General features: G+C 67.1%; 18 protein-coding genes. 13 read left to right on the top strand and 5 right to left on the bottom strand.

The window, feature by feature from the left end; all coding sequences use genetic code 11:
* Positions 1–202: 202 nt before the first annotated feature.
* From IEV67_RS08670 to IEV67_RS08650, 5 genes are read right to left on the bottom strand one after another with little or no spacing between them, the layout of a single operon-like run.
* Entirely contained in the window at positions 203–1192 is a 990-nt protein-coding gene (locus IEV67_RS08670; protein ID WP_188436169.1) for an NAD-dependent epimerase/dehydratase family protein, read from the bottom strand.
* Between the two features lie 25 nt (positions 1193–1217).
* On the bottom strand, positions 1218–1967 hold the full coding sequence (locus IEV67_RS08665) for an ABC transporter ATP-binding protein (protein WP_188436168.1): 750 nt from the start codon (positions 1965–1967) through the stop codon (positions 1218–1220).
* Complete coding sequence (locus tag IEV67_RS08660) at positions 1964–2953, bottom strand: ABC transporter ATP-binding protein (protein ID WP_188436167.1); 990 nt, start codon at positions 2951–2953, stop codon at positions 1964–1966. Before IEV67_RS08660 ends, IEV67_RS08665 begins: the two co-directional genes overlap by 4 nt.
* The gene (locus tag IEV67_RS08655) at positions 2943–3920 is read right to left on the bottom strand and encodes a branched-chain amino acid ABC transporter permease (protein WP_188436166.1); all 978 of its coding nucleotides are present in this window, start codon (positions 3918–3920) and stop codon (positions 2943–2945) included. Before IEV67_RS08655 ends, IEV67_RS08660 begins: the two co-directional genes overlap by 11 nt.
* Before the next feature lie 3 nt (positions 3921–3923).
* Complete coding sequence (locus tag IEV67_RS08650; RefSeq protein WP_373284464.1) at positions 3924–5159, bottom strand: ABC transporter permease subunit; 1236 nt, start codon at positions 5157–5159, stop codon at positions 3924–3926.
* Positions 5160–5480: 321 nt separating this feature from the next.
* Between IEV67_RS08650 and guaB the strand changes: the two genes are divergently transcribed.
* The 13 genes from guaB to IEV67_RS08585 all read left to right on the top strand — a co-directional run bounded on the left by guaB (position 5481) and on the right by IEV67_RS08585 (position 18786).
* Entirely contained in the window at positions 5481–6983 is a 1503-nt protein-coding gene (gene guaB, locus IEV67_RS08645) for an IMP dehydrogenase (RefSeq protein WP_188436165.1), read from the top strand.
* Between the two features lie 209 nt (positions 6984–7192).
* Positions 7193–8236 carry a response regulator gene (locus IEV67_RS08640; protein ID WP_188436164.1) on the top strand — a complete coding sequence of 348 codons (1044 nt, stop codon included), beginning with the start codon at positions 7193–7195 and terminating at the stop codon, positions 8234–8236.
* The gene (locus tag IEV67_RS08635; protein ID WP_188436163.1) at positions 8236–9225 is read left to right on the top strand and encodes an ATP-grasp domain-containing protein; all 990 of its coding nucleotides are present in this window, start codon (positions 8236–8238) and stop codon (positions 9223–9225) included. The genes IEV67_RS08640 and IEV67_RS08635 overlap by 1 nt, the downstream gene beginning before the upstream one ends.
* Positions 9222–9932 carry a PHP domain-containing protein gene (locus IEV67_RS08630; RefSeq protein ID WP_188436162.1) on the top strand — a complete coding sequence of 237 codons (711 nt, stop codon included), beginning with the start codon at positions 9222–9224 and terminating at the stop codon, positions 9930–9932. Before IEV67_RS08635 ends, IEV67_RS08630 begins: the two co-directional genes overlap by 4 nt.
* On the top strand, positions 9932–11419 hold the full coding sequence (locus IEV67_RS08625; protein ID WP_188436348.1) for a glycosyltransferase family 2 protein: 1488 nt from the start codon (positions 9932–9934) through the stop codon (positions 11417–11419). The genes IEV67_RS08630 and IEV67_RS08625 overlap by 1 nt, the downstream gene beginning before the upstream one ends.
* Positions 11416–11577 carry a hypothetical protein gene (locus IEV67_RS08620; protein ID WP_188436161.1) on the top strand — a complete coding sequence of 54 codons (162 nt, stop codon included), beginning with the start codon at positions 11416–11418 and terminating at the stop codon, positions 11575–11577. Before IEV67_RS08625 ends, IEV67_RS08620 begins: the two co-directional genes overlap by 4 nt.
* The gene (locus tag IEV67_RS08615) at positions 11574–11921 is read left to right on the top strand and encodes a response regulator (protein WP_188436160.1); all 348 of its coding nucleotides are present in this window, start codon (positions 11574–11576) and stop codon (positions 11919–11921) included. The genes IEV67_RS08620 and IEV67_RS08615 overlap by 4 nt, the downstream gene beginning before the upstream one ends.
* Positions 11918–13705 (top strand): sensor histidine kinase, encoded by a 1788-nt coding sequence (locus IEV67_RS08610; RefSeq protein ID WP_188436159.1) that lies wholly within the window; start codon positions 11918–11920, stop codon positions 13703–13705. Before IEV67_RS08615 ends, IEV67_RS08610 begins: the two co-directional genes overlap by 4 nt.
* An 83-nt stretch (positions 13706–13788) precedes the next feature.
* A complete protein-coding gene (locus IEV67_RS08605) occupies positions 13789–14103 on the top strand; it encodes a DUF2277 domain-containing protein (RefSeq protein WP_188436158.1) in 315 nt (104 codons plus the stop codon).
* Positions 14104–14170: 67 nt separating this feature from the next.
* Positions 14171–14722: an OsmC family protein gene (locus IEV67_RS08600; protein ID WP_188436157.1), complete on the top strand. Its 552-nt coding sequence runs from the start codon at positions 14171–14173 to the stop codon at positions 14720–14722.
* Between the two features lie 65 nt (positions 14723–14787).
* A complete protein-coding gene (locus tag IEV67_RS08595) occupies positions 14788–16476 on the top strand; it encodes an ABC-F family ATP-binding cassette domain-containing protein (RefSeq protein ID WP_188436156.1) in 1689 nt (562 codons plus the stop codon).
* A gap of 385 nt (positions 16477–16861) precedes the next feature.
* Positions 16862–17977 carry a GuaB3 family IMP dehydrogenase-related protein gene (locus IEV67_RS08590; protein ID WP_188436347.1) on the top strand — a complete coding sequence of 372 codons (1116 nt, stop codon included), beginning with the start codon at positions 16862–16864 and terminating at the stop codon, positions 17975–17977.
* 59 nt (positions 17978–18036) lie between these two features.
* Positions 18037–18786: an SURF1 family protein gene (locus IEV67_RS08585; protein ID WP_188436346.1), complete on the top strand. Its 750-nt coding sequence runs from the start codon at positions 18037–18039 to the stop codon at positions 18784–18786.
* Positions 18787–18791 lie beyond the last annotated feature (5 nt).

The following is an 18791-nucleotide window of genomic DNA, read 5'->3' as shown; positions in this document are numbered from 1 at the left end:
GGCGAGTCGAGGCCGGGCTGGGGGAGGTGGCGCTTGGCGTCGTGTGGAGCGAGGTGAGGCGGCCACTTGGGACACCTGCTCGCGGGGGAGTCGAGGCCGGGCTGGGGGAGGTGTCGCTTGGTGTCGCGTGGGGCGAGGTGAGGCGGCCACTTGCGACACCTCCCGCGCGGCGGTGGCCGGGTTACGCGGCGGCGTGGCCGGGCTACGCGGCGGCGCGGGCGTGCGCGGCGAGGCGGTCGAACTGTGCGTCGCGCTCGGCATCCACGATCTGCGCCTCGGGGTGGCTGTCGTAGTGGGCGAGGATCCGCCTGGCACCCTCATCGAGCGTGATCGTCGTGGCGAACTCCGGCACCAGCGCCTGCACCTTGGACGTGTCGAACACGATCGAATGCGCCTTGTCTCCGAGCAGCGTCGGCCCGAGTTCGGGTGCGAGAGCGGCGATCGTGTCGGATGCGACGTGCACGAGCTCCGGCGCCTCGACTCCGGCCGCATCCGCGAGCCAGCCGTAGATCTGATTCCACGTCGGCGCGTGCGACCCGGTGATCGTGTACGCCTCGCCGATCGCCTCTGAACGGCCGACGAGCCCGGTGAAGGCGACGGCGAAGTCGTCGGAGTGCGTGATGGTCCACAGGCTCGTCCCGTCGCCGTGCACGATGACCGGCCGCCCATCGCGCATGCGGGCGATGTCGGTCCAGCCGCCGAGAGTCGGGATCGACCGCTCGTCGTAAGTGTGCGACGGACGTACGACGGTGACGGGCAGGCTCCGTTCGCTGTGGGCGCTGAACAGCACGTCCTCGCACGCGATCTTGTCGCGCGAGTACTGCCAGAACGGGTTCTCCAGGGGCGTCTGCTCGGTGATCGGCAGTTGCGCCGGGGGCTTCTGATAGGCGGATGCCGAGCTGATGAAGACGTACTGCCCGGTGTGCCCCTCGAACACACCCAGGTTGCGCGTGACGTCGGCGGGGGAGAACGAGAGGAAGTCGGCGACGGCGTCGAACTCGCGACCGGCCAGGGCCGTCTTCAGCGCCTCAGCGTCGCGGATGTCGGCGGACACCACGGTGACGTCATCCGGCAGTCCGCGTCGTCCGCTGCCGCGGTTCACGACGGTCACGTCGTGCCCGCGCTCGATCGAACGGCGCACGCACGCCGCGCTGATGGTCCCTGTGCCGCCCAGATACAGAATGCTCGTCATGAGGACGAGCCTAGAGGGCGACGGACTACGCCGCGTCCCCCAGCGTGCCGAGGTACAGACCGATCACCTTCGGATCGTTCAGCAGATCGCGACCGGTGCCCTCGTGCGCGTCGCGGCCTTGGTCGAGCACGTAGCCGCGGTCGCAGATCTGCAGGCAGCGGCGGGCGTTCTGCTCGACCATGATCGTCGTGACGCCGGCCTTGTTGATGTCGGAGACGCGGATGAACGCGTCATCCTGCCGGACGGGGGACAGGCCGGCCGACGGCTCATCGAGCAGCAGCACAGACGGATCCATCATCAGAGCACGCGACATCGCCACCATCTGGCGTTCGCCGCCGGACAGCGAACCGGCGCGCTGCTTCAACCTGGTGCCGAGCTCCGCGAAGATGCCGCTGACGAACTCCAGCCGCTCCTTGTAGATCTTGGGGTTCTGATAGAGCCCCATCTGCAGGTTCTCCTCGATCGTCAGCGAGGGGAAGACGTTGTTCGTCTGCGGCACGAAGGCCACACCGCGCCTGACGAGCCGGTCCGCCTTCAGCCCCACGATGCTCTCGCCGTTGACCGTGATCTCGCCACCGCGCACCTGCACCATGCCGAAGATCGCCTTGAGCAGCGTCGACTTGCCGGCGCCGTTCGGGCCGATGATGCCGATCAGCTCACCCTTGCGCGCGACGAGGTTCGCACCGTTGAGGATGTTCACGCCCGGCAGGTAGCCGGCGTGCACATCCGTCATCTCGACGACGACGTCGCGCGTGTCGACAGATCCTTCACTCATGCCTTCCCCTCCCCGGGGCTCTCGATCTCTGCTTCGGCCTCAGCCTCGATCTGCCCGCGCAGCTCTGCGGCCGCGGCATCCGAGATCACCGGCAGACGACCGGTGACCGCGCCCAGATCCACATCCTGATGCGCGCCGAGGTAGGCGTCGACGACGGCAGGGTCTTCCATGACGGTGCTCGGCGGACCCTCGGCGACGATGCGTCCTTCGGCCATCACGACCACCCAGTCGGCGATGTGGCGCACCATGTGCATGTCGTGTTCGACGAAGAGCACGGTCATGCCGAGATCCTTCAGATCGAGGATGTGATCGAGCAGCGACTGCGTCAGCGCCGGGTTGACGCCGGCCATCGGCTCGTCGAGCATCACCAGCGACGGGTCGCTCATCAGCGCGCGCGCCATCTCGAGTAGCTTGCGCTGCCCGCCCGAGAGCGAGGCTGCGAAGTCCTTCTCCTTGGTGTCGAGCTTGAAGCGGGCGAGCAGTCCGCGCGCGCGCTCTTCGATCTCGGCCTCCTGCGCGCGCCACAGGAACGGGAACAGCCCCGCCCAGAAGCCCTCGCCGCGCTGATCCGGCGCACCGAGTTTCATGTTCTCGAGCACGGTGAGCAGCGACAGCGACTTGGTGAGCTGGAACGTGCGCACCTGGCCCATGCGGGCGACCTTGAACGACGGCACGCCCGACAGGTTCGTGCCATCGAACGACCAGGTGCCGGCGTTGGGCTTGTCGAAGCCGCACAGCAGGTTGAACAGGGTCGTCTTGCCGGCTCCGTTCGGCCCGATCAGTGCCGTGATGGCGCCGCGCGGGACCTCGAGGTGATCGACGTCGACCGCGGTGAGGCCGCCGAAATGCCGCTTCACGTTGTCCGCGATGAGGATGGGATCGACCTTGGCGACACCGGGCTCCGCCGGCCCCTTGGCGAGACCCGTGGTCTTGGGACGTGTGACGCTGCCGGTCGCCGGAGCGCCGGGCGTGATTTCACTTGACAAAGGTCATCTCCCTCTTGTTTCCGAGGATGCCCTGCGGCCGGAAGATCACGATCAGCATCAGGACGATGCCGATCACGATGTAGCGCACCACGTCGGCCTGGTTCGTCGTCATCGGCAGAGCGCCGATGCGCGCCATCTCCGGCAGCAGGCCGCCGAGGAAGGCGAACACGACCCAGAACAGCACGGCGCCCAGCGTCGGGCCGAAGACGGTCGCCGCCCCACCCAGCAGCAGGATCGTCCACAGGAAGAACGTCAGCGAGGTCGAGTAGCTGCCGGGGATCACGGCGGACGGCAGGACGAAGACGATGCCGCCGAGGGCGCCGATGACCCCACCGACCACGAGCGCCTGCATCTTGTACGCGAACACGTTCTTACCGAGCGATCGCACCGCATCCTCGTCTTCACGGATGCCCTTGAGCACCCGACCCCACGGGCTGCGCATCAGGGCCCAGACGAGCAGCACCGACAGCGTGAGCACGAGCAGGCCGAACACGCGCACCCAGAGATCGTTCTCGTTGTAGGTCCACGGGCCGAAGCCGTAGATTCCGGGCGGGAACGGGTTCATGTCGCGGAAGCTCTGGTGGTATCCGGAGAGACCGCCTGCCGAGTTGGTCCATTCGCGGAACAGCTCGGTGAGGAACAGCAGCCGCACCACCTCGGCGGTCGCGATCGTCGCGATGGCGAGATAGTCGGCGCGCAGACGAAGAGTCGGGATGCCGAGGACCAGAGCGAACACAGCACCCGCGAGCACGCCCGCGAGCACGCCGGCCCACCACGGGAACCCGAAGCTGAGGATCGAGATCGCGTACCCGTAGCCGCCGACCGCCATGAACGCGGCCATGCCGAAGTTGAGCAGTCCGCCGTAGCCGAAGTGCACGGCGAGTCCGGTGGCGGCGAGCGCGTAGGCGATCGTCGTCGGGCTGAAGAGATAGGAGGCGGTGTTGCCGAAGATGTTTCCGAAGTCCATGCGTCAGCCCAGCCTTTCCCTGCGCCCGAGCAGGCCCTGCGGCCTGACGAGAAGGATCACGATCAGCGCGACCAGCGCGGTCGCGTACTTGAGATCAGACGGCACACCCAGCAGCGTCGAGACCTCGACGGCCAGGCCGACGATGATCGAACCGATGAGCGCGCCGATCGCGGAGCCGAGGCCGCCGAGCGTGATGGCGCAGAAGATGAGCAGCAGCATCTGCATGCCCATGTCCCACTTCACCCCGGGGCGGAAGTACGCCCACAGGACGCCGGAGATCGCGGCGAGCACTCCAGCGAGCACCCACACGATCCGCACGACCTTGTCGACATCGATTCCGGATGCCGCGGCCAGCTGCGGATTGTCGGAGATGGCTCTGGTGGCCTTGCCGACCCTGGTGCGGGTGAGGAAGAAGGCCACGCCGAGGATGACGACGATGCTCGTCCCCATGCCGATCATGTCGATGTACGACAGCGAGATCGGACCGAACTTGATCGGCGTCGGGCTCGCACCCTGCAGCTGGTACGTGCTGCCGCCGATCATGTACTGCAGCACGTAGCGCAGTGCGAGCGAGAGCCCGATGCTGACGATCATCAGCTGCACGATGCCGAGACCTCGTCGCCGGAGCGGACGCCAGAGCCCGGCATCCAGGGCGAGCCCCAGCAGACCGCCTCCGATGACTGCCGCGATGATGCCGAGCCAGAGGGGCAGGTGCCAGAACGTCGTGAACAGCAGCGCGACCACAGCGCCCCAGGTGACCATCTCGCCATGGGCGAAGTTCGACAGGCGCGTCGTGCCGTAGATGAGGGCGGCGCCCATGGACGCGAGACCCAGCAGCAGACCGAAGTTCAGCCCGCCCACGATGCGGGAGAGCAGCTGATCGATGAACGATGTCGTCTCTCGGACGCCCTCTCCGAGGAACAGGTTCACGATCTTCGTGTTCGTGAGCGCGAACTCCACCTCCTGTGATGCGGAGTCGCCTTCGACGATCACGCCTTCGGGGAGCGTGTCCTCATCAACAGTGAGCGTGTAGGTCTCCTTCTCCGGAACATAGAGTCGCCACTTGCCCTCGGCATCCGTGTCGGTCTCGGCGTCGAAGCCGTTCCCCTCGATCTTGACGGTGACGTCGGGGATCGGTTCGTCGTCGAACGTGATCACCCCGGCGAAGTAGAAATCGGTGATCTCCTGGCCGTCGTCCGTCTCGTCTGCGAGAGCGGATGCCGGTGGCTGGAGCACCATGGCTGATAGAGCGATCAGCACGCCGAGGAGCGCGACCAACCATGGCCGGACGCGTCGGACGGCTGTAGACGTGGGTCCCACGCAACCTCCACTGTGAGTGCTCGCCGCGGCTTCGGGTCGGCCGCAGGCGTGGATTTGAGCGTACTGGGCGAAGTGGCGATTCACTAGCCGCGCGGCCGATTGGTGACACAGGTGTAACCTGACCGGCCTCTGCGATCGGATGCTTGCGACAACGGCGCGGGAATGTTCTTCAGGCGACGGCGTTTAGAATCTGTACAGACGACATTCCCGGTAGAACACGCGCGCGCAGGAGGCTCATCCATGGACCAGCACGATCCCTTCGGTTTCGTCGGACTCACGTATGACGATGTGCTGCTCCTTCCGGGTCATACCGACGTTATCCCCAGCGAGGCCGACACGTCCTCGCGCATCACCCGCCGCATCTCGGTCGCGACACCGCTGCTCTCCAGCGCGATGGACACCGTCACCGAATCCCGCATGGCCATCGCCATGGCGCGTGAGGGCGGCATCGGCGTTCTGCACCGCAATCTCTCGATCGCCGATCAGGCCGCACACGTCGACCGCGTCAAGCGCAGCGAGTCGGGCATGATCACGGATCCCATCACGACCACCCCCGACGCGACCGTCGAAGAGGTCGACAACCTGTGCGCGAAGTACCGTATCTCCGGCCTTCCGGTCGTCGACCCCGATGGACACCTCGTCGGCATCATCACGAACCGTGACATGCGCTTCGTCTCCGGCTTCGAGCGTCAGACGACGTTCGTCAAGGACGTCATGACGTCGTCGGACCTGGTCACCGCGAAGGTCGGCGTCGCCGCGGGCGAGGTCATCGCACTGTTCGCGAAGCACCGCGTCGAGAAGCTGCCGCTGATCGACGAAGACGGCAAGCTCGCCGGACTCATCACCATCAAGGACTTCGACAAGAGCGAGAAGTATCCGCTTGCCACCAAGGACGACCAGGGGCGTCTGCGTGTCGCCGCGGCGATCGGTTTCTTCGGCGACGCATGGGAGCGTGCAGAGGCGCTGCGAGACGCCGGAGTCGACATCCTGGTCGTGGACACGGCCAACGGGCACGCGCAGGGCGTCATCGACATCGTCAAGCGCCTCAAGGCGGACGAGTCGTTCGCCCACATCGACATCATGGGCGGTCAGGTCGCGACCCGCGAGGGTGCGCAGGCACTCATCGACGCCGGCGTGGACGCCCTCAAGGTCGGCGTCGGGCCCGGCTCCATCTGCACGACGCGCGTCGTCGCGGGTGTCGGCGTTCCGCAGGTGACCGCCGTGTACGAGGCGTCGCTCGCAGCCCGTCCCGCCGGAATTCCGGTGATCGCCGATGGCGGTCTGCAGTACTCGGGCGACATCGCCAAGGCGCTCGTCGCCGGTGCGGATGCTGTCATGCTCGGCTCTCTGCTCGCCGGAACCGACGAGTCTCCGGGGGAGATCGTGTTCCAGTCGGGCAAGCAGTTCAAGCAGTACCGCGGCATGGGTTCGCTCGGTGCGATGCAGACCCGCGGCAAGCAGACCTCGTACTCGAAGGACCGCTACTTCCAGGCCGACGTGCCCAGCGATGACAAGCTCATCCCCGAGGGCATCGAAGGTCAGGTGCCCTACCGCGGACCCGTTTCTGCGGTGGCCTATCAGCTGATCGGAGGCCTGCGTCAGTCGATGTTCTACGTCGGCGCCCGCACGATCGAAGAGCTCAAGACACGCGGCAAGTTCGTGCGCATCACCTCGGCAGGGCTCAAGGAGTCGCACCCGCACGACGTGCAGATCGTCGTCGAGGCGCCCAACTACAAGAAGTAGATCCCGTTTCCAGGAAAGGGGCGGATGCTGCGGCATCCGCCCTTTTCGCATCCCCGCGTACGCGAGAGGGTTCCGCCGGTAGCGCTGTGCGACAATCGACGAGACCTCACTCGCCCCTTTCCCTCTGCGCGCCGGCTGATGAAGGCTCGGAACCGTCGCCGCTGATTTCCCCAGATCGGCAGGGAATCTCCCCAAGGAGTGCTGCACCCATGCCGGAGGACGTTCCTCGCATACTCGTCGTCGATGACGACCCTGACGTCGCACTGCTCGTCAAGACGCTGCTGGAACGGCGCGCCGGATGCACCGTCGACGTCGCCGCGGACGGCCTGAGCGCCCTGGCCCAGGTGGAAGCCGTTCCGCCGGACGTCGTCGTCGCCGACATCGAGATGCCCGGTGTGAGCGGACTGGAACTGCTCGAGCAGCTCCGGATCCGCGTGCCCGATGTGCCTGTGGTCATCATGACCGCGCACGTCTCGGTCGACTACGCGGTCGCCGCGCTGCGCGCGCAGGCGGACGAGTTCCTCACCAAGCCGATCGACAGCGCCAAACTCGTCGAGGTCGTCACACGCCTGGCGGAGGAGGGGCGTCGTCGACGCGAGGAGCGACGAAGCAAGCAGGTCGTTCTCGCGATAGGGGCGCACCCGGACGACGTCGAGATCGGCGTGGGCGGCATCCTCTCCGCACATGCGCACGCCGGCGACGACATCACGATCCTGACCCTCTCGCGGGGATCTCAGGGCGGTGACGCCGACAGCCGTCAGCACGAGTCTCTCGCCGCAGCCGAAAGGCTGCGCGCCCGTCTGTTCCTCAAAGACCTCATCGACACGGAGATCTCCGGAGGCGGACCCACTGTGCGGCTCATCGAAGAGGTCGTGCGCGAGGTGCAGCCGACCATCGTCTACACGCACTCCGCGAACGATCGCCATCAGGATCACCGCGCCGTCGGGGAAGCCACCGTCGTGGCGACGCGCAAGGTCGGCACGGTCGCCTGCTATCAGAGCCCTTCGGCCACCATCGACTATCGGCCCACGCGCTTCGTGAGGGTGGATCAGTTCATGACGCAGAAGATCGAACTGCTCGAGTGCTTCCGGAGCCAGACGGCGAACAGGGACTACCTGACCTCCGATTTCGTGATGGCGACCGCCCGTTACTGGTCGCGGTTCGGTGGCGGCACCGCTGTGGAGCCGCTCGAGATCGTGCGCGAGACCGCTGACGCCATTCGCGTCCATGAACCCTCCCGACTGGAGAGCTGATGACCACGCGTGTGCTGGTGACCGGCGCGGGTGGTCCCGCAGGAGTCGCCGTGATCCGATCGCTGTTGAAGCGCGACGATCTGACGGTGTTCGCCGCCGACATGGACGGCTGGGCCAGCGGGATCTATCTCGTCCCGCCCGCTCAGCGCCGGCTCGTTCCACCGGGGAAGTCCGAGGACTTCGTGCCGGCGCTGGTGCGCCTCGTCGCGGACGACCGGCTCGACCTGGTCATCTCGACCGTCGACGTCGAGCTTGAAGCAGTCGCTGATCGTCGCGATGAACTCGCACCGGCCGTCCTCGCCGCGCCGTCAGCCGAGACGCTGCGCACGGCGTTGGACAAACTCGTCCTCGCCGATCGGTGCGCGGCGACCGGGCGTGCGCCGCGGACCGTCCTCGCGGGACCCGACGCCCTGGAAGTCGATTGGGAGTTCCCGGCGTTCGCCAAGCCTCGGCAGGGAGCCGGCAGTCGCGGCATCCGCGTCGTGCCCGACCGCGCGGCGCTCGAAGCACTCCCGACCGATGAAGGCCTCATCGTGCAGGATCTCCTGCCCGGCGAGGAGTATTCGGTCGACGTGATCGCGGACGCGACCGGACACGTCGTCGCCGCCGTGCCCCGCACGCGCGCGCGAGTCGACTCTGGTGTCGCGATCGCCGGCCGGACGGTGCACGACGAGGAACTGCAGGAGACTGCAGCGATCATCGCCAGGGCCATCGGCCTTGTCGGCGTGGCCAACGTCCAGCTGCGTCGCGATCGGGCAGGACGCGCGATGCTGCTGGAGGTGAACCCGCGCTTTCCCGGTGCGCTGCCGCTCACGATCGCAGCCGGCGTCGACATCCCCTCGCTCGTCGTCGATCTGTTCCTCGGTGATGAGCTGCCCCGCCGGGTGCCGTTCCGAGAGGTGGCGTCGGTGCGTTTCCTCGAAGACATCGTGGTCGAGATCGATGAACTGCTGGAGTCTCCGCACGCCGGTCACCAGGAGGATTCATGATCGACGCGCTGCTGCGCGGTGATCACCACGTGCACTCGACGTTCTCGGATGACGCCGTCTCCTCGCCCGAGGAGAACGTGGCCGCCGCGCACGCCGCTGGGCTGAGGACGCTGCGCCTCGTCGACCACGTGCGCCAGAGCACGACCTGGGTGCCCGAATACCTGGCTGCCGTTCGGTCGCTGGTCGTCCCCGAAGGGCTCACCGTGCTCACCGGCGTCGAGGCCAAGATCCTCGATGCATCCGGAGAACTCGACATCCCCGCCCTGCCGACGGGGATCGACCGCATCCTGATCGCCGATCATCAGTTCCCCGGTGAGGGCGGGCCGCTCAGCCCGACCGCCGTCCGCGAACGCATCGCCGCGGGTTGGAAGAGCGACGACGTCCTCGACCAGCTCGTCACGGCCTTGATCGCCTCGATGCGACGCCACCCGGGAAACCAACTCGCGCACTGCTTCTCCATCGTCCCGAAGATCGGACTGGACGAGAGCGACCTGGGCGGTGAGCGCCTCACTGCCTGGGCCGAGGCCGCAGCGGCGAGCGACACGCTCGTCGAGGTGAACGAGAAGTGGGGATGCCCCGCACCCGCAGCGCTCGCCGCACTGCACGACGCCGGAGCGACGCTCGTCGCGTCGACCGACAGTCATGAGGCCTCGACCGTCGGACGGTACTCGCGCGTGCGCCAGCTGGTCGGCGAGGCCGTCACGTGATCGCTGATCTCACCTGGCTGCAGGTCAGCGTCGTCATCTTCCTGCTCGCGTGCGTGCTCGTCGGTACCCTGCCCGTGATCAACACCGCACTGCAGTTCCTCACGCTGCCGGTGCACGCGTTCCGCAATCACTACAGCCGTGCGAAGCCGTACCACCCGAACATCGCCGTCCTGATCCCGGCGTGGAATGAGGGGATGGTCATCGGGCCCGCCATCGAGCGCATCCTCCAACTGGAGTACCCCGCTGAACGCCTGAGGGTCTTCGTCATCGACGATGCCTCCACTGACGACACGCCGGAGATCGTCGCCGCGAAGTCGCAGGCATATCCGGGACGAGTGAATCACCTGCGCCGCGACGTCGGCGGAGAGGGCAAGGCGCATACGCTGAACCACGGTCTCGATGTCGTGCTGGCGGATGACTGGACCGAAGCCGTCCTCATCATGGACGCCGACGTGATCTTCGCGAAGGACTCACTGCGCAAGCTCAGCAGGCACCTCGCGGATGAGAAGGTCGGGGCGGTGACGGCGTACATCGCGGAGGGCAGTCGCGATCGCAATTACCTGACCCGCTTCATCGGCGTGGAGTACGTCATAAGCCAGCTCTCCTCCCGTCGCGCGCAGAACGTGCAGGGGGCGATCGCCTGCCTGGCCGGCGGTGCACAGTTGCACTCACGGGCGAACCTCGAGGCGATCGGCGGCCGCATTCCGAGCGGCACGCTCGCAGAGGACACGATGACGACGTTCGAGGGTCAGTTGAAGGGTCGCCGGATGGTGTTCGAGCCTCATGCGGTGGTCTACGCCGAAGAGCCTCGAACGATCGACGCCCTGTGGAAGCAGCGGCTGCGGTGGGCTCGCGGCAACGTGCAGCTGACGTCCATCTATCGCAGACTGTGGTTCCGGCCGAGTCGTGTCCACAACCTCGGCAGCTTCGTCTTCGGGCTGTCGTGGTTCACGATCCTGCTGCTTCCCGCGTTCATGCTGCTCGCGGCTCTCGCGCTGCTGACACTGCTCCTGCTGCACAGCGACATCGCCGAAGTCGTGTTCCGGTTCATGTGGATCTTCGCGGCGTGCGTCTACCTGTTCTCCATCGTCTACTCCGTGCAGCTGGATTCCCGCGTCGGCTGGCGCTCCTGGCGCGAGGCGATCCTGTTCCCGGGGCTCGGGGCGCTCATCCTCATGGCCATCGCGCTCTTCCCCTGGCTGTTCGTGAGCATCGTGACTCTGCTCGGCGGCGCGCTGACGGATCAGACCCGATTCGTCTGGTCTGTGATCTTCTACCTGTGGGGACCCATCTCGATGCTCGGCGTCTGGCTCGCGCGCGCGATCGAGCATCTGCCGGGCGGACACTTCTTCGCGGGGCTGCTCCTGTACGTCTTCGGTTATGGTTCGCTCCTGTGCGCCATCACCGTGGATTCTTACGTCAAGGAATGGCGTCATGCCGACGCCGCATGGATCAAGACCGAGAAGATCGGACGGGTCGACTCATGACCGGATCGTCATCGTATGAGGCCGAATCGGACTATGCGGCCGAATCGGAGGAGATCGCACGCGACGCGAGGAGAGAGCGCCACCTGCTGTGGCAGGGGGTCGTCTCCGTGGTGATCGTCGCCGGCGTCGTCGTGTTGCGAGAGCTGTTCCTGCGATGAGCGCTCGACCTCTCGCGCTCATCGTCGAAGACAGCGACGACCAGACCGCGCTGCTGCGTCGCCACCTCACCCGGGAGGGCTACGACGCATTCACGGCATCGGATGCAGAGTCCGCGATCGCCGCGTTCGACGGCATAGACCCGGCGATCGCCGTCGTCGACCTGATCCTGCCTGGGATGTCCGGTCAGGAGTGCGCTCGCAGGATTCGCGAGCGTTTCCCGCACTGCTTCGTCATCATCAGCTCCGTGCTCAACCCGGAGGACTATCCGCCCGCCGACGCGGCTCTGCCGAAGCCGATCACCGGCGCGCGGCTTCATGACGCGCTCGGACGGATCAGCGCATGAACGCCGTGACAACGCAGGATCGCATCGAGAGCCCGTGGCGTCGACTTCTCGACAATCCCACGCCGATCGTGAAACAGCTCCCCACGATCGTTGCAGCCCTCATCGCCCTGATCCTCGTCGCCTTCATCCCCGAACTCGGGTTCAGCGACCTGACGGCGACCGTCGTCGGCAGCGCCCTGATCGCCGCTGCCACCGTGTATGCGATCGTGCTCAGCGTGCGCGGCGACCTCGACGGCATCGCCGTCCTCATCATTCCGATGATCGACATCGTCGGGCTGGGTGGCATCCGCGCCGGCACTGGAGGGGCGCAGTCGCTGTTCGGCTCGCTCGTGCTGCTGCCGGTGATCTGGCTCGCGGCTGCGCCAGGCATCCGCTATGTGGTCCTCGTGGCAGTGCTCAGTTCTGTCGCCGTGCTCACGCCGTACTTCCTGGAACCGCCGGTGCGTGCGGTCGACTGGCTGCGCGGAGTGATCAGTCCTCTCGTGTTCGCGGCGGTCGCGGCGGTGGTGAACGAGCTCTCGCGTCAGCAGCGTCTGCGCGCAGACTTGGCCGAGCGCCTCGTCACCGAGCGCACCGAAGCTCTCGCAGAGAACGTCGAGATGGTCGCGAGCCTGCGGGAGAGCGAGCGGCAGTACCGTGCGTTGCTGGATTCGTTCGAGAGCCTGTGGGCATCCATCACCGCGCAGGCCGTGATCGCGACTGATGATCGCGGCATCATCGTGGCCTGGAACCCGGGTGCCGAGCGGCTGCTGGGGCTTTCAAGCCGCGAAGCACTGGATGACGTCTGCATCGACCGGTTCTTCTCGGAGGACGTTCTTCGCGTGATCGCGGACGAGCTTCCCGAGACCGACCGTGATGCGCCGTCGGAGGTTCACCCTGGGCTGCGAGCGCTGTTCGCGCGCGCCGCCGCTGAGATCCCGCTCGACGGCGACATCCAGGTGACGACGGCCGGCAGCTCGACGGTACCGGCGAGAGTCACCGTGACCCGCAGGCAGGGGTCGAAGAACCAGCCCGAGGGATACATCTTCGTCGTCACGGATGAGACCCGCGCGGTCGAGGTCGCGCGCATGAAGGACGAGTTCGTCGGGATGATCTCGCATGAGCTGCGCACCCCGCTGAGCGCGATCATCGGATTCCTCGATCTGCTGCGCAACGACCCGGCGCAGCCGCTGACGACCGATCAGGCCGAGTTCGCCGACATCATCGAGCGCAATGCGCAGCGACTGCTCAACCTCGTCGGAGATCTGCTCTTCACCGCACAGGCCGAATCCGGCAGATTCTCGATCACGAAGCAGGAGATCGATCTGCGTGATTGTGCGCGTGCGTCGGTCGTCTCCGCAGGTCCGCACGCGGAGCGCGAAGGTGTCGAGCTGAGCGTAGAGATTCCGGAGCAGCCGGTGCGCATGCTCGCCGACGCGGGACGCATCGGGCAGGCGCTGGACAATCTGCTTTCGAACGCGATCAAGTTCACCCCCGCGGGCGGGAACGTCCTCGTCCGCGTGCAGCACGCGGACGGCGTCGTGATCCTCGCCGTGCGAGATACGGGTCTGGGCATTCCGAAAGACGAGCAGCGGATGCTGTTCACTCGGTTCTTCCGGGCTTCCACGGCAACGCGCAACGCGGTGCCAGGGATCGGCTTGGGCTTGGTGATCACACGTGCGATCGTCATGGCTCACGAGGGCACGATGGACTTCACCAGCACCGAGGGGGAGGGCACGGAGTTCCGGATGCTGTTCCCGAACGCGCCGCGCACCGAGGCTCTGCAGCAACTCACGACGGACTGACCTGCCGTTTCCGCGGCCTGTGTCTCCGTGCGGGGCTCGGGCGACCTCTGGCGAGAGTCCGTGGTCCGGCGTAGCGTGCTGGCATGTGCCGCAACATCGTCCCGTTGAACAATCTGGAACCTGCCGCGACTGACGAGGAGTGTCACGACGCCGCCGTGCAGTTCGTGCGCAAGATCTCCGGAACGAACGCACCGTCCAGGGTCAATCAGGCAGTCTTCGACCGCGCCGTGGCAGAGATCGAACTGGCGACCCGTGCCCTTCTCGACGGACTGGTGACTTCCGCGCCTCCGAAGAATCGCGAGCAGGAGGCCGACAAGCGCAAGGCCCGCTCCGCCGAGCGCTATGAGGCGATCCGGGTCTTCCAGGAAGAGAAGCGCGCCGCGCGCGCCACTGCCTGATCGCGTGATGTGACGGTGGATGACGGGATCCGTCGCCGCGGACGCACGGCGCCGTTATCGTCGCGCTATGACTCTTCTCCATGACCAGACCGCACCCGTCGCCGATGTCACCCCTGATGAGCGTGCACAGCGCCTCACCGATGCGGGAACGGCGTGGAACGAGCGCATCGCCGTAGACGCGACGAACGCCGACCTCACGTACAAGGTCGTCGGCCGCGGCGTCGGATCCGTCGCCACCGAGGTGCGCGCGGGCAAGCACCGCTTCCTGGTCGACGAGCCAGGCGCGCTCGCCGGTGACGATGCTGCCGCAAGCCCGGTCGAGTACGCGCTCGGTGCGCTCGTCTCGTGCCAGGTCGTCGTGTTCCGCCTGTACGCGCAGTCGCTGGGCCTCACGATCGACGAGATCGAGATCACCGCTGAGGGCGACCTGAACGTGCAGAAGCTCTTCGGGATCGACGAGTCGGGCCGTGCCGGCTTCCACGACGTGCGTCTGAAGGTCGACATCACGGGTCCGAACAGCGCCGACGAGTACGCCAACCTCCGCAAGGTCGTCGACGAGCACTGCCCGGTGCTCGACCTCTTCTCGAACCCGGTGCCGACCTCCAGCACTCTGGTCTGAGCATCCGCCCCACGGAACTGATAGCCTGATCGGCTCGCCATGCGGGCGGAAGGACGGCTTCACCCGTGGGCTACATCGACATCTCAGCCATCTCGCTGACCCTGCCGGACGGCAGACCGCTGCTCGACGAAGTGACGTTCCGCGTCGGTGCGGGCTCGACGAGTGCGCTGATCGGACCGAACGGCGCGGGCAAGACCACGCTGCTGCGGATCATCCGCGGCGAGACGGCACCCGATGCCGGTGTCGTCACGATCGATGGCGGACTCGGCGTCATGGACCAGTTCGTCGGTCACGGCGAGGCAGGTCAGACGGTGCAGGAGCTGCTGGTGCGGGTGGCTCCTCGCCGCATCCGCGAGGCGTCGCTGGCGCTCGAGGCGGCCGAGAATGCCCTGATCGAGCGCGACGAGCACGACACGCAGATGCGGTACGCCACAGCGCTCGCCGAATACGCGGATGCCGGCGGCTATGAGCACGAGACCGTGTGGGATCAGTGCACTGTCGCCGCCCTTGGTGTGCCGTTCGAACGGGCGCGCTATCGCGAGCTTGTCACCCTCTCCGGAGGAGAGCAGAAGCGCCTCGCGCTGGAGGCTCTGTTGCGCGGACCGGATGACGTGCTGCTCCTCGACGAGCCGGACAACTACCTCGACGTGCCGGCCAAGCGGTGGATCGAGCAGCAGTTGCGGCAGACGCCGAAGACCGTGCTGCTCGTCTCGCACGACCGCGAGCTGCTCGCCCGAGCGGCCGATCGCATCATCACGCTCGAACCGGGCGGCGCGGGCGCGTCGGCGTGGGTTCACGGCGGCGGCTTCGCCACCTATCACCAGGCCAGGACCGACCGGATGGATCGCCTCGACGAACTGCGCCGTCGATGGGACGAGCAGCACGAGAAGCTGCGCACCCTCGTGGCGAATCTGAAGGTGAAGGCCGAGGCGAACGATGGCTTCGCGTCGCGATATCGTGCGGCGCAGACCAGGCTGCGGAAGTTCGAGGAGGCCGGGCCGCCGGAGGAGCGTCCGCCGTCCCAGGAGTTCGACATGCGCCTGCGCGGTGCACGCACCGGAAAGCGCGCCGTGGTCGCAGAGCACCTCGAGCTCACCGGCCTCATGCGGCCCTTCGACGCGGAGATCTGGTACGGCGACCGGATCGGCGTGCTCGGATCGAACGGGTCGGGCAAGTCGCACTTCCTGCGACTGCTCGCCCGGGGCGGCACAGACCCCGACCCGACGCTCGGTCACGTGACCTCGACCGGCGAGCAGGTGGATGCTGTCGCGCACACGGGCCGCGCGACGCTCGGTGCGCGCGTGGTTCCTGGACTGTTCGCCCAGACGCACGCGCATCCGGAATTCGTCGGACGCACACTGTTGGAAGTGCTGCACCGCGGCGACGAGCGCAGAGCAGGCATGCCTCGCGAAGCCGCGAGTTCGGCCCTCGACCGCTACGGACTGGTGCGGCAGGCGCAGCAGACGTTCGACTCGCTGTCCGGCGGGCAGCAGGCACGGTTCCAGGTATTGCTGCTGGAACTCTCCGGCGCGACGCTGCTGCTGCTCGATGAGCCGACGGACAACCTCGATCTGGAATCGGCTGAGGCTCTGGAGGAGGCGCTCACACGGTTCGAGGGCACGGTGCTCGCCGTGACGCACGATCGCTGGTTCGCCCGCTCCTTCGACCGCTTCCTCGTGTTCGGGACAGATGGCGACGTCTACGAGTCGGATGCTCCGGTCTGGGACGAGCGCCGGGTCGCGCGAGCGCGCTGAGAGGGCTGCCGCACGGCTCCGGCATCCGCGAGCGCGGGAGGTGTCTCTTTCTGCCGCTTCGGCGCGCGCGAAGCGGCCTATTGCGCCACCTCCGTCGGACGGATGGCCCGGCGCATTTCGGGAGGTGGTCCTTTGTGCCGCTTCGGCGCGCGCGAAGCGGCCATTTGGACCACCTCCGTCGGACGGATGGCCCGGCACATTTCGGGAGGTGGTCCTTTGTGCCGCACGTCGGCGCGTGACCCGACACTAAGCGACACCTCCTGAAGGGATGCCGCGCGCATCTCGTGAACGGATGCTGCGCGCACCCCGCGAGCGGATGCTGCGCGCCCCTGCAGCAGCAGACTCCGGCACGGAGCTGCGGGCCGGGTAGGCTGGACGGGTGAGCATGGACATCGAACTCGGCCGAGGCAAGCGCGCACGTCGCGCGTACACGTTCGACGACATCGCGGTGGTGCCGTCACGGCGAACCCGCAACCCGGAGGACGTCTCGACCGGCTGGTCGATCGACGCCTACCAGTTCGACACCCCGATCATCGGTGCGCCGATGGACTCGGTCGTCAGCCCGAAGACCGCGATCATGCTGGGCCAGCTCGGCGGCCTCGGCGTGCTCGACCTCGAGGGCGTCTGGACGCGCTACGAAGATCCGGAGCCGCTGCTCGCCGAGATCGCCGGCCTTCCGTTCGACAAGGCCACCGTGCGCATGCAGCAGCTCTACTCCGAGCCGATCAAGCCCGAACTCATCAAGGCGCGCCTCGCCGAGATCCGCGAAGCGGGCGTCACCGTCGCGGGCTCGCTCACACCGCAGCGCACGCAGGAGCTCTACGAGACCGTGGTCGCCGCAGGCGTCGATCTGTTCGTCATCCGCGGCACGACGGTCTCTGCCGAGCACGTCTCCAGCGTCGCCGAGCCGCTGAACCTGAAGAAGTTCATCTACGACCTCGACGTCCCGGTGATCGTCGGCGGGGCTGCCACCTACACCGCATCCCTCCACCTCATGCGCACCGGCGCGGCCGGAGTGCTCGTCGGATTCGGCGGGGGAGCGGCGTCCACGACGCGTGCGGTGCTCGGCATCCACGCCCCGATGGCCACCGCCGTCTCGGACGTCGCCGCAGCCCGTCGCGACTACCTCGACGAGTCGGGCGGACGCTACGTGCACGTGATCGCTGACGGCGGCGTCGGCACGTCGGGCGACATCGTCAAGGCGCTCGCCATGGGCGCGGATGCCGTCATGCTCGGCGTCGCTCTCGCACGGGCGACGGATGCTCCAGGCCACGGGTTCCACTGGGGCCCAGAGGCGCACCACCCGCAGCTTCCCCGCGGTCGCCGCGTCGCGGTCGACGGCATCGCCACGCTGGAGGAGATCCTCTACGGGCCGGCGCCGGTCGCAGACGGAACCGCCAACCTCATCGGCGCCCTGCGCAAGTCGATGGCGACCACCGGATACTCCGACCTCAAGGAGTTCCAGCGCGTCGAGGTCGTGCTGGCCCCGTACCACTCTTGAGCGGCACGCCGCAGATCGTGACGACTTCGCAGGAGTTCCCGCCGACTCTTCGCGAGGTCATGCTGCGCCCGCGCTGGATCGGCGTGCTGCTGCTGGCCCTCGTCGTCGCCGGTGTCTTCGCCTTCCTCGGGCAGTGGCAGCTCGAACGCGCGATCGACACCGAGCCCACGCCAGTCGGGATCACCGAAGAGGTGCGGCCGCTCGCCGACGTCGTCGAACCCGGCCAGTACCTGCCCGAGCCCTACGTCGGACAGCGCGTCGAGACCGAGGGCAGCTGGGTCGCGGGAGACTTCCTGATCGTGTCCTCCCGCTTCAACGACGGCGCCGAGGGCTACTGGGTGACCGGGCAGCTCCGCGTCGACGATGCCGCCTCGATCGCGGTCGCAGTCGGATGGGCTGCGGATCGAGAGTCGGCGGATGCCGCGGCATCCGCTCTGGAGAATGACGCGGCAGGTACCGAGGCGACGATCACCGGCCGCGTGATCTCCGATGAGGGCCCGAGTCTGCCACCGGCCGAAGACCCGTTCGCGATGAACAAGATGTCACCCGCCATGCTGCTGGGCCAATGGCACGATGTCGAGGAGCTGTCGGTCTACCGCCCGTACCTCGCCTCCGTCGACGCGCCGGCGGGTCTCGTCGACATCGTCTCGCCCGCCCCGGACGAGTTGGGCACGGTCAACTGGCTGAACATCTTCTACGCGATCGAGTGGGCGGTGTTCGCCGGCTTCGCGTTCTACATCTGGTATCGCCTGGCGAAGGACCGCTGGGAACTCGAGGTCGAGGCATTCGAGGATTCTGCGTCGGCTTGACCATC

Source organism: Microbacterium murale, from assembly GCF_014635185.1.
Classification (GTDB): Bacteria; Actinomycetota; Actinomycetes; order Actinomycetales; family Microbacteriaceae; genus Microbacterium; species Microbacterium murale.
The sequence above is the reverse complement of the archived record's forward strand: the minus strand, read 5'-3'. Positions and strand labels throughout refer to the sequence as shown.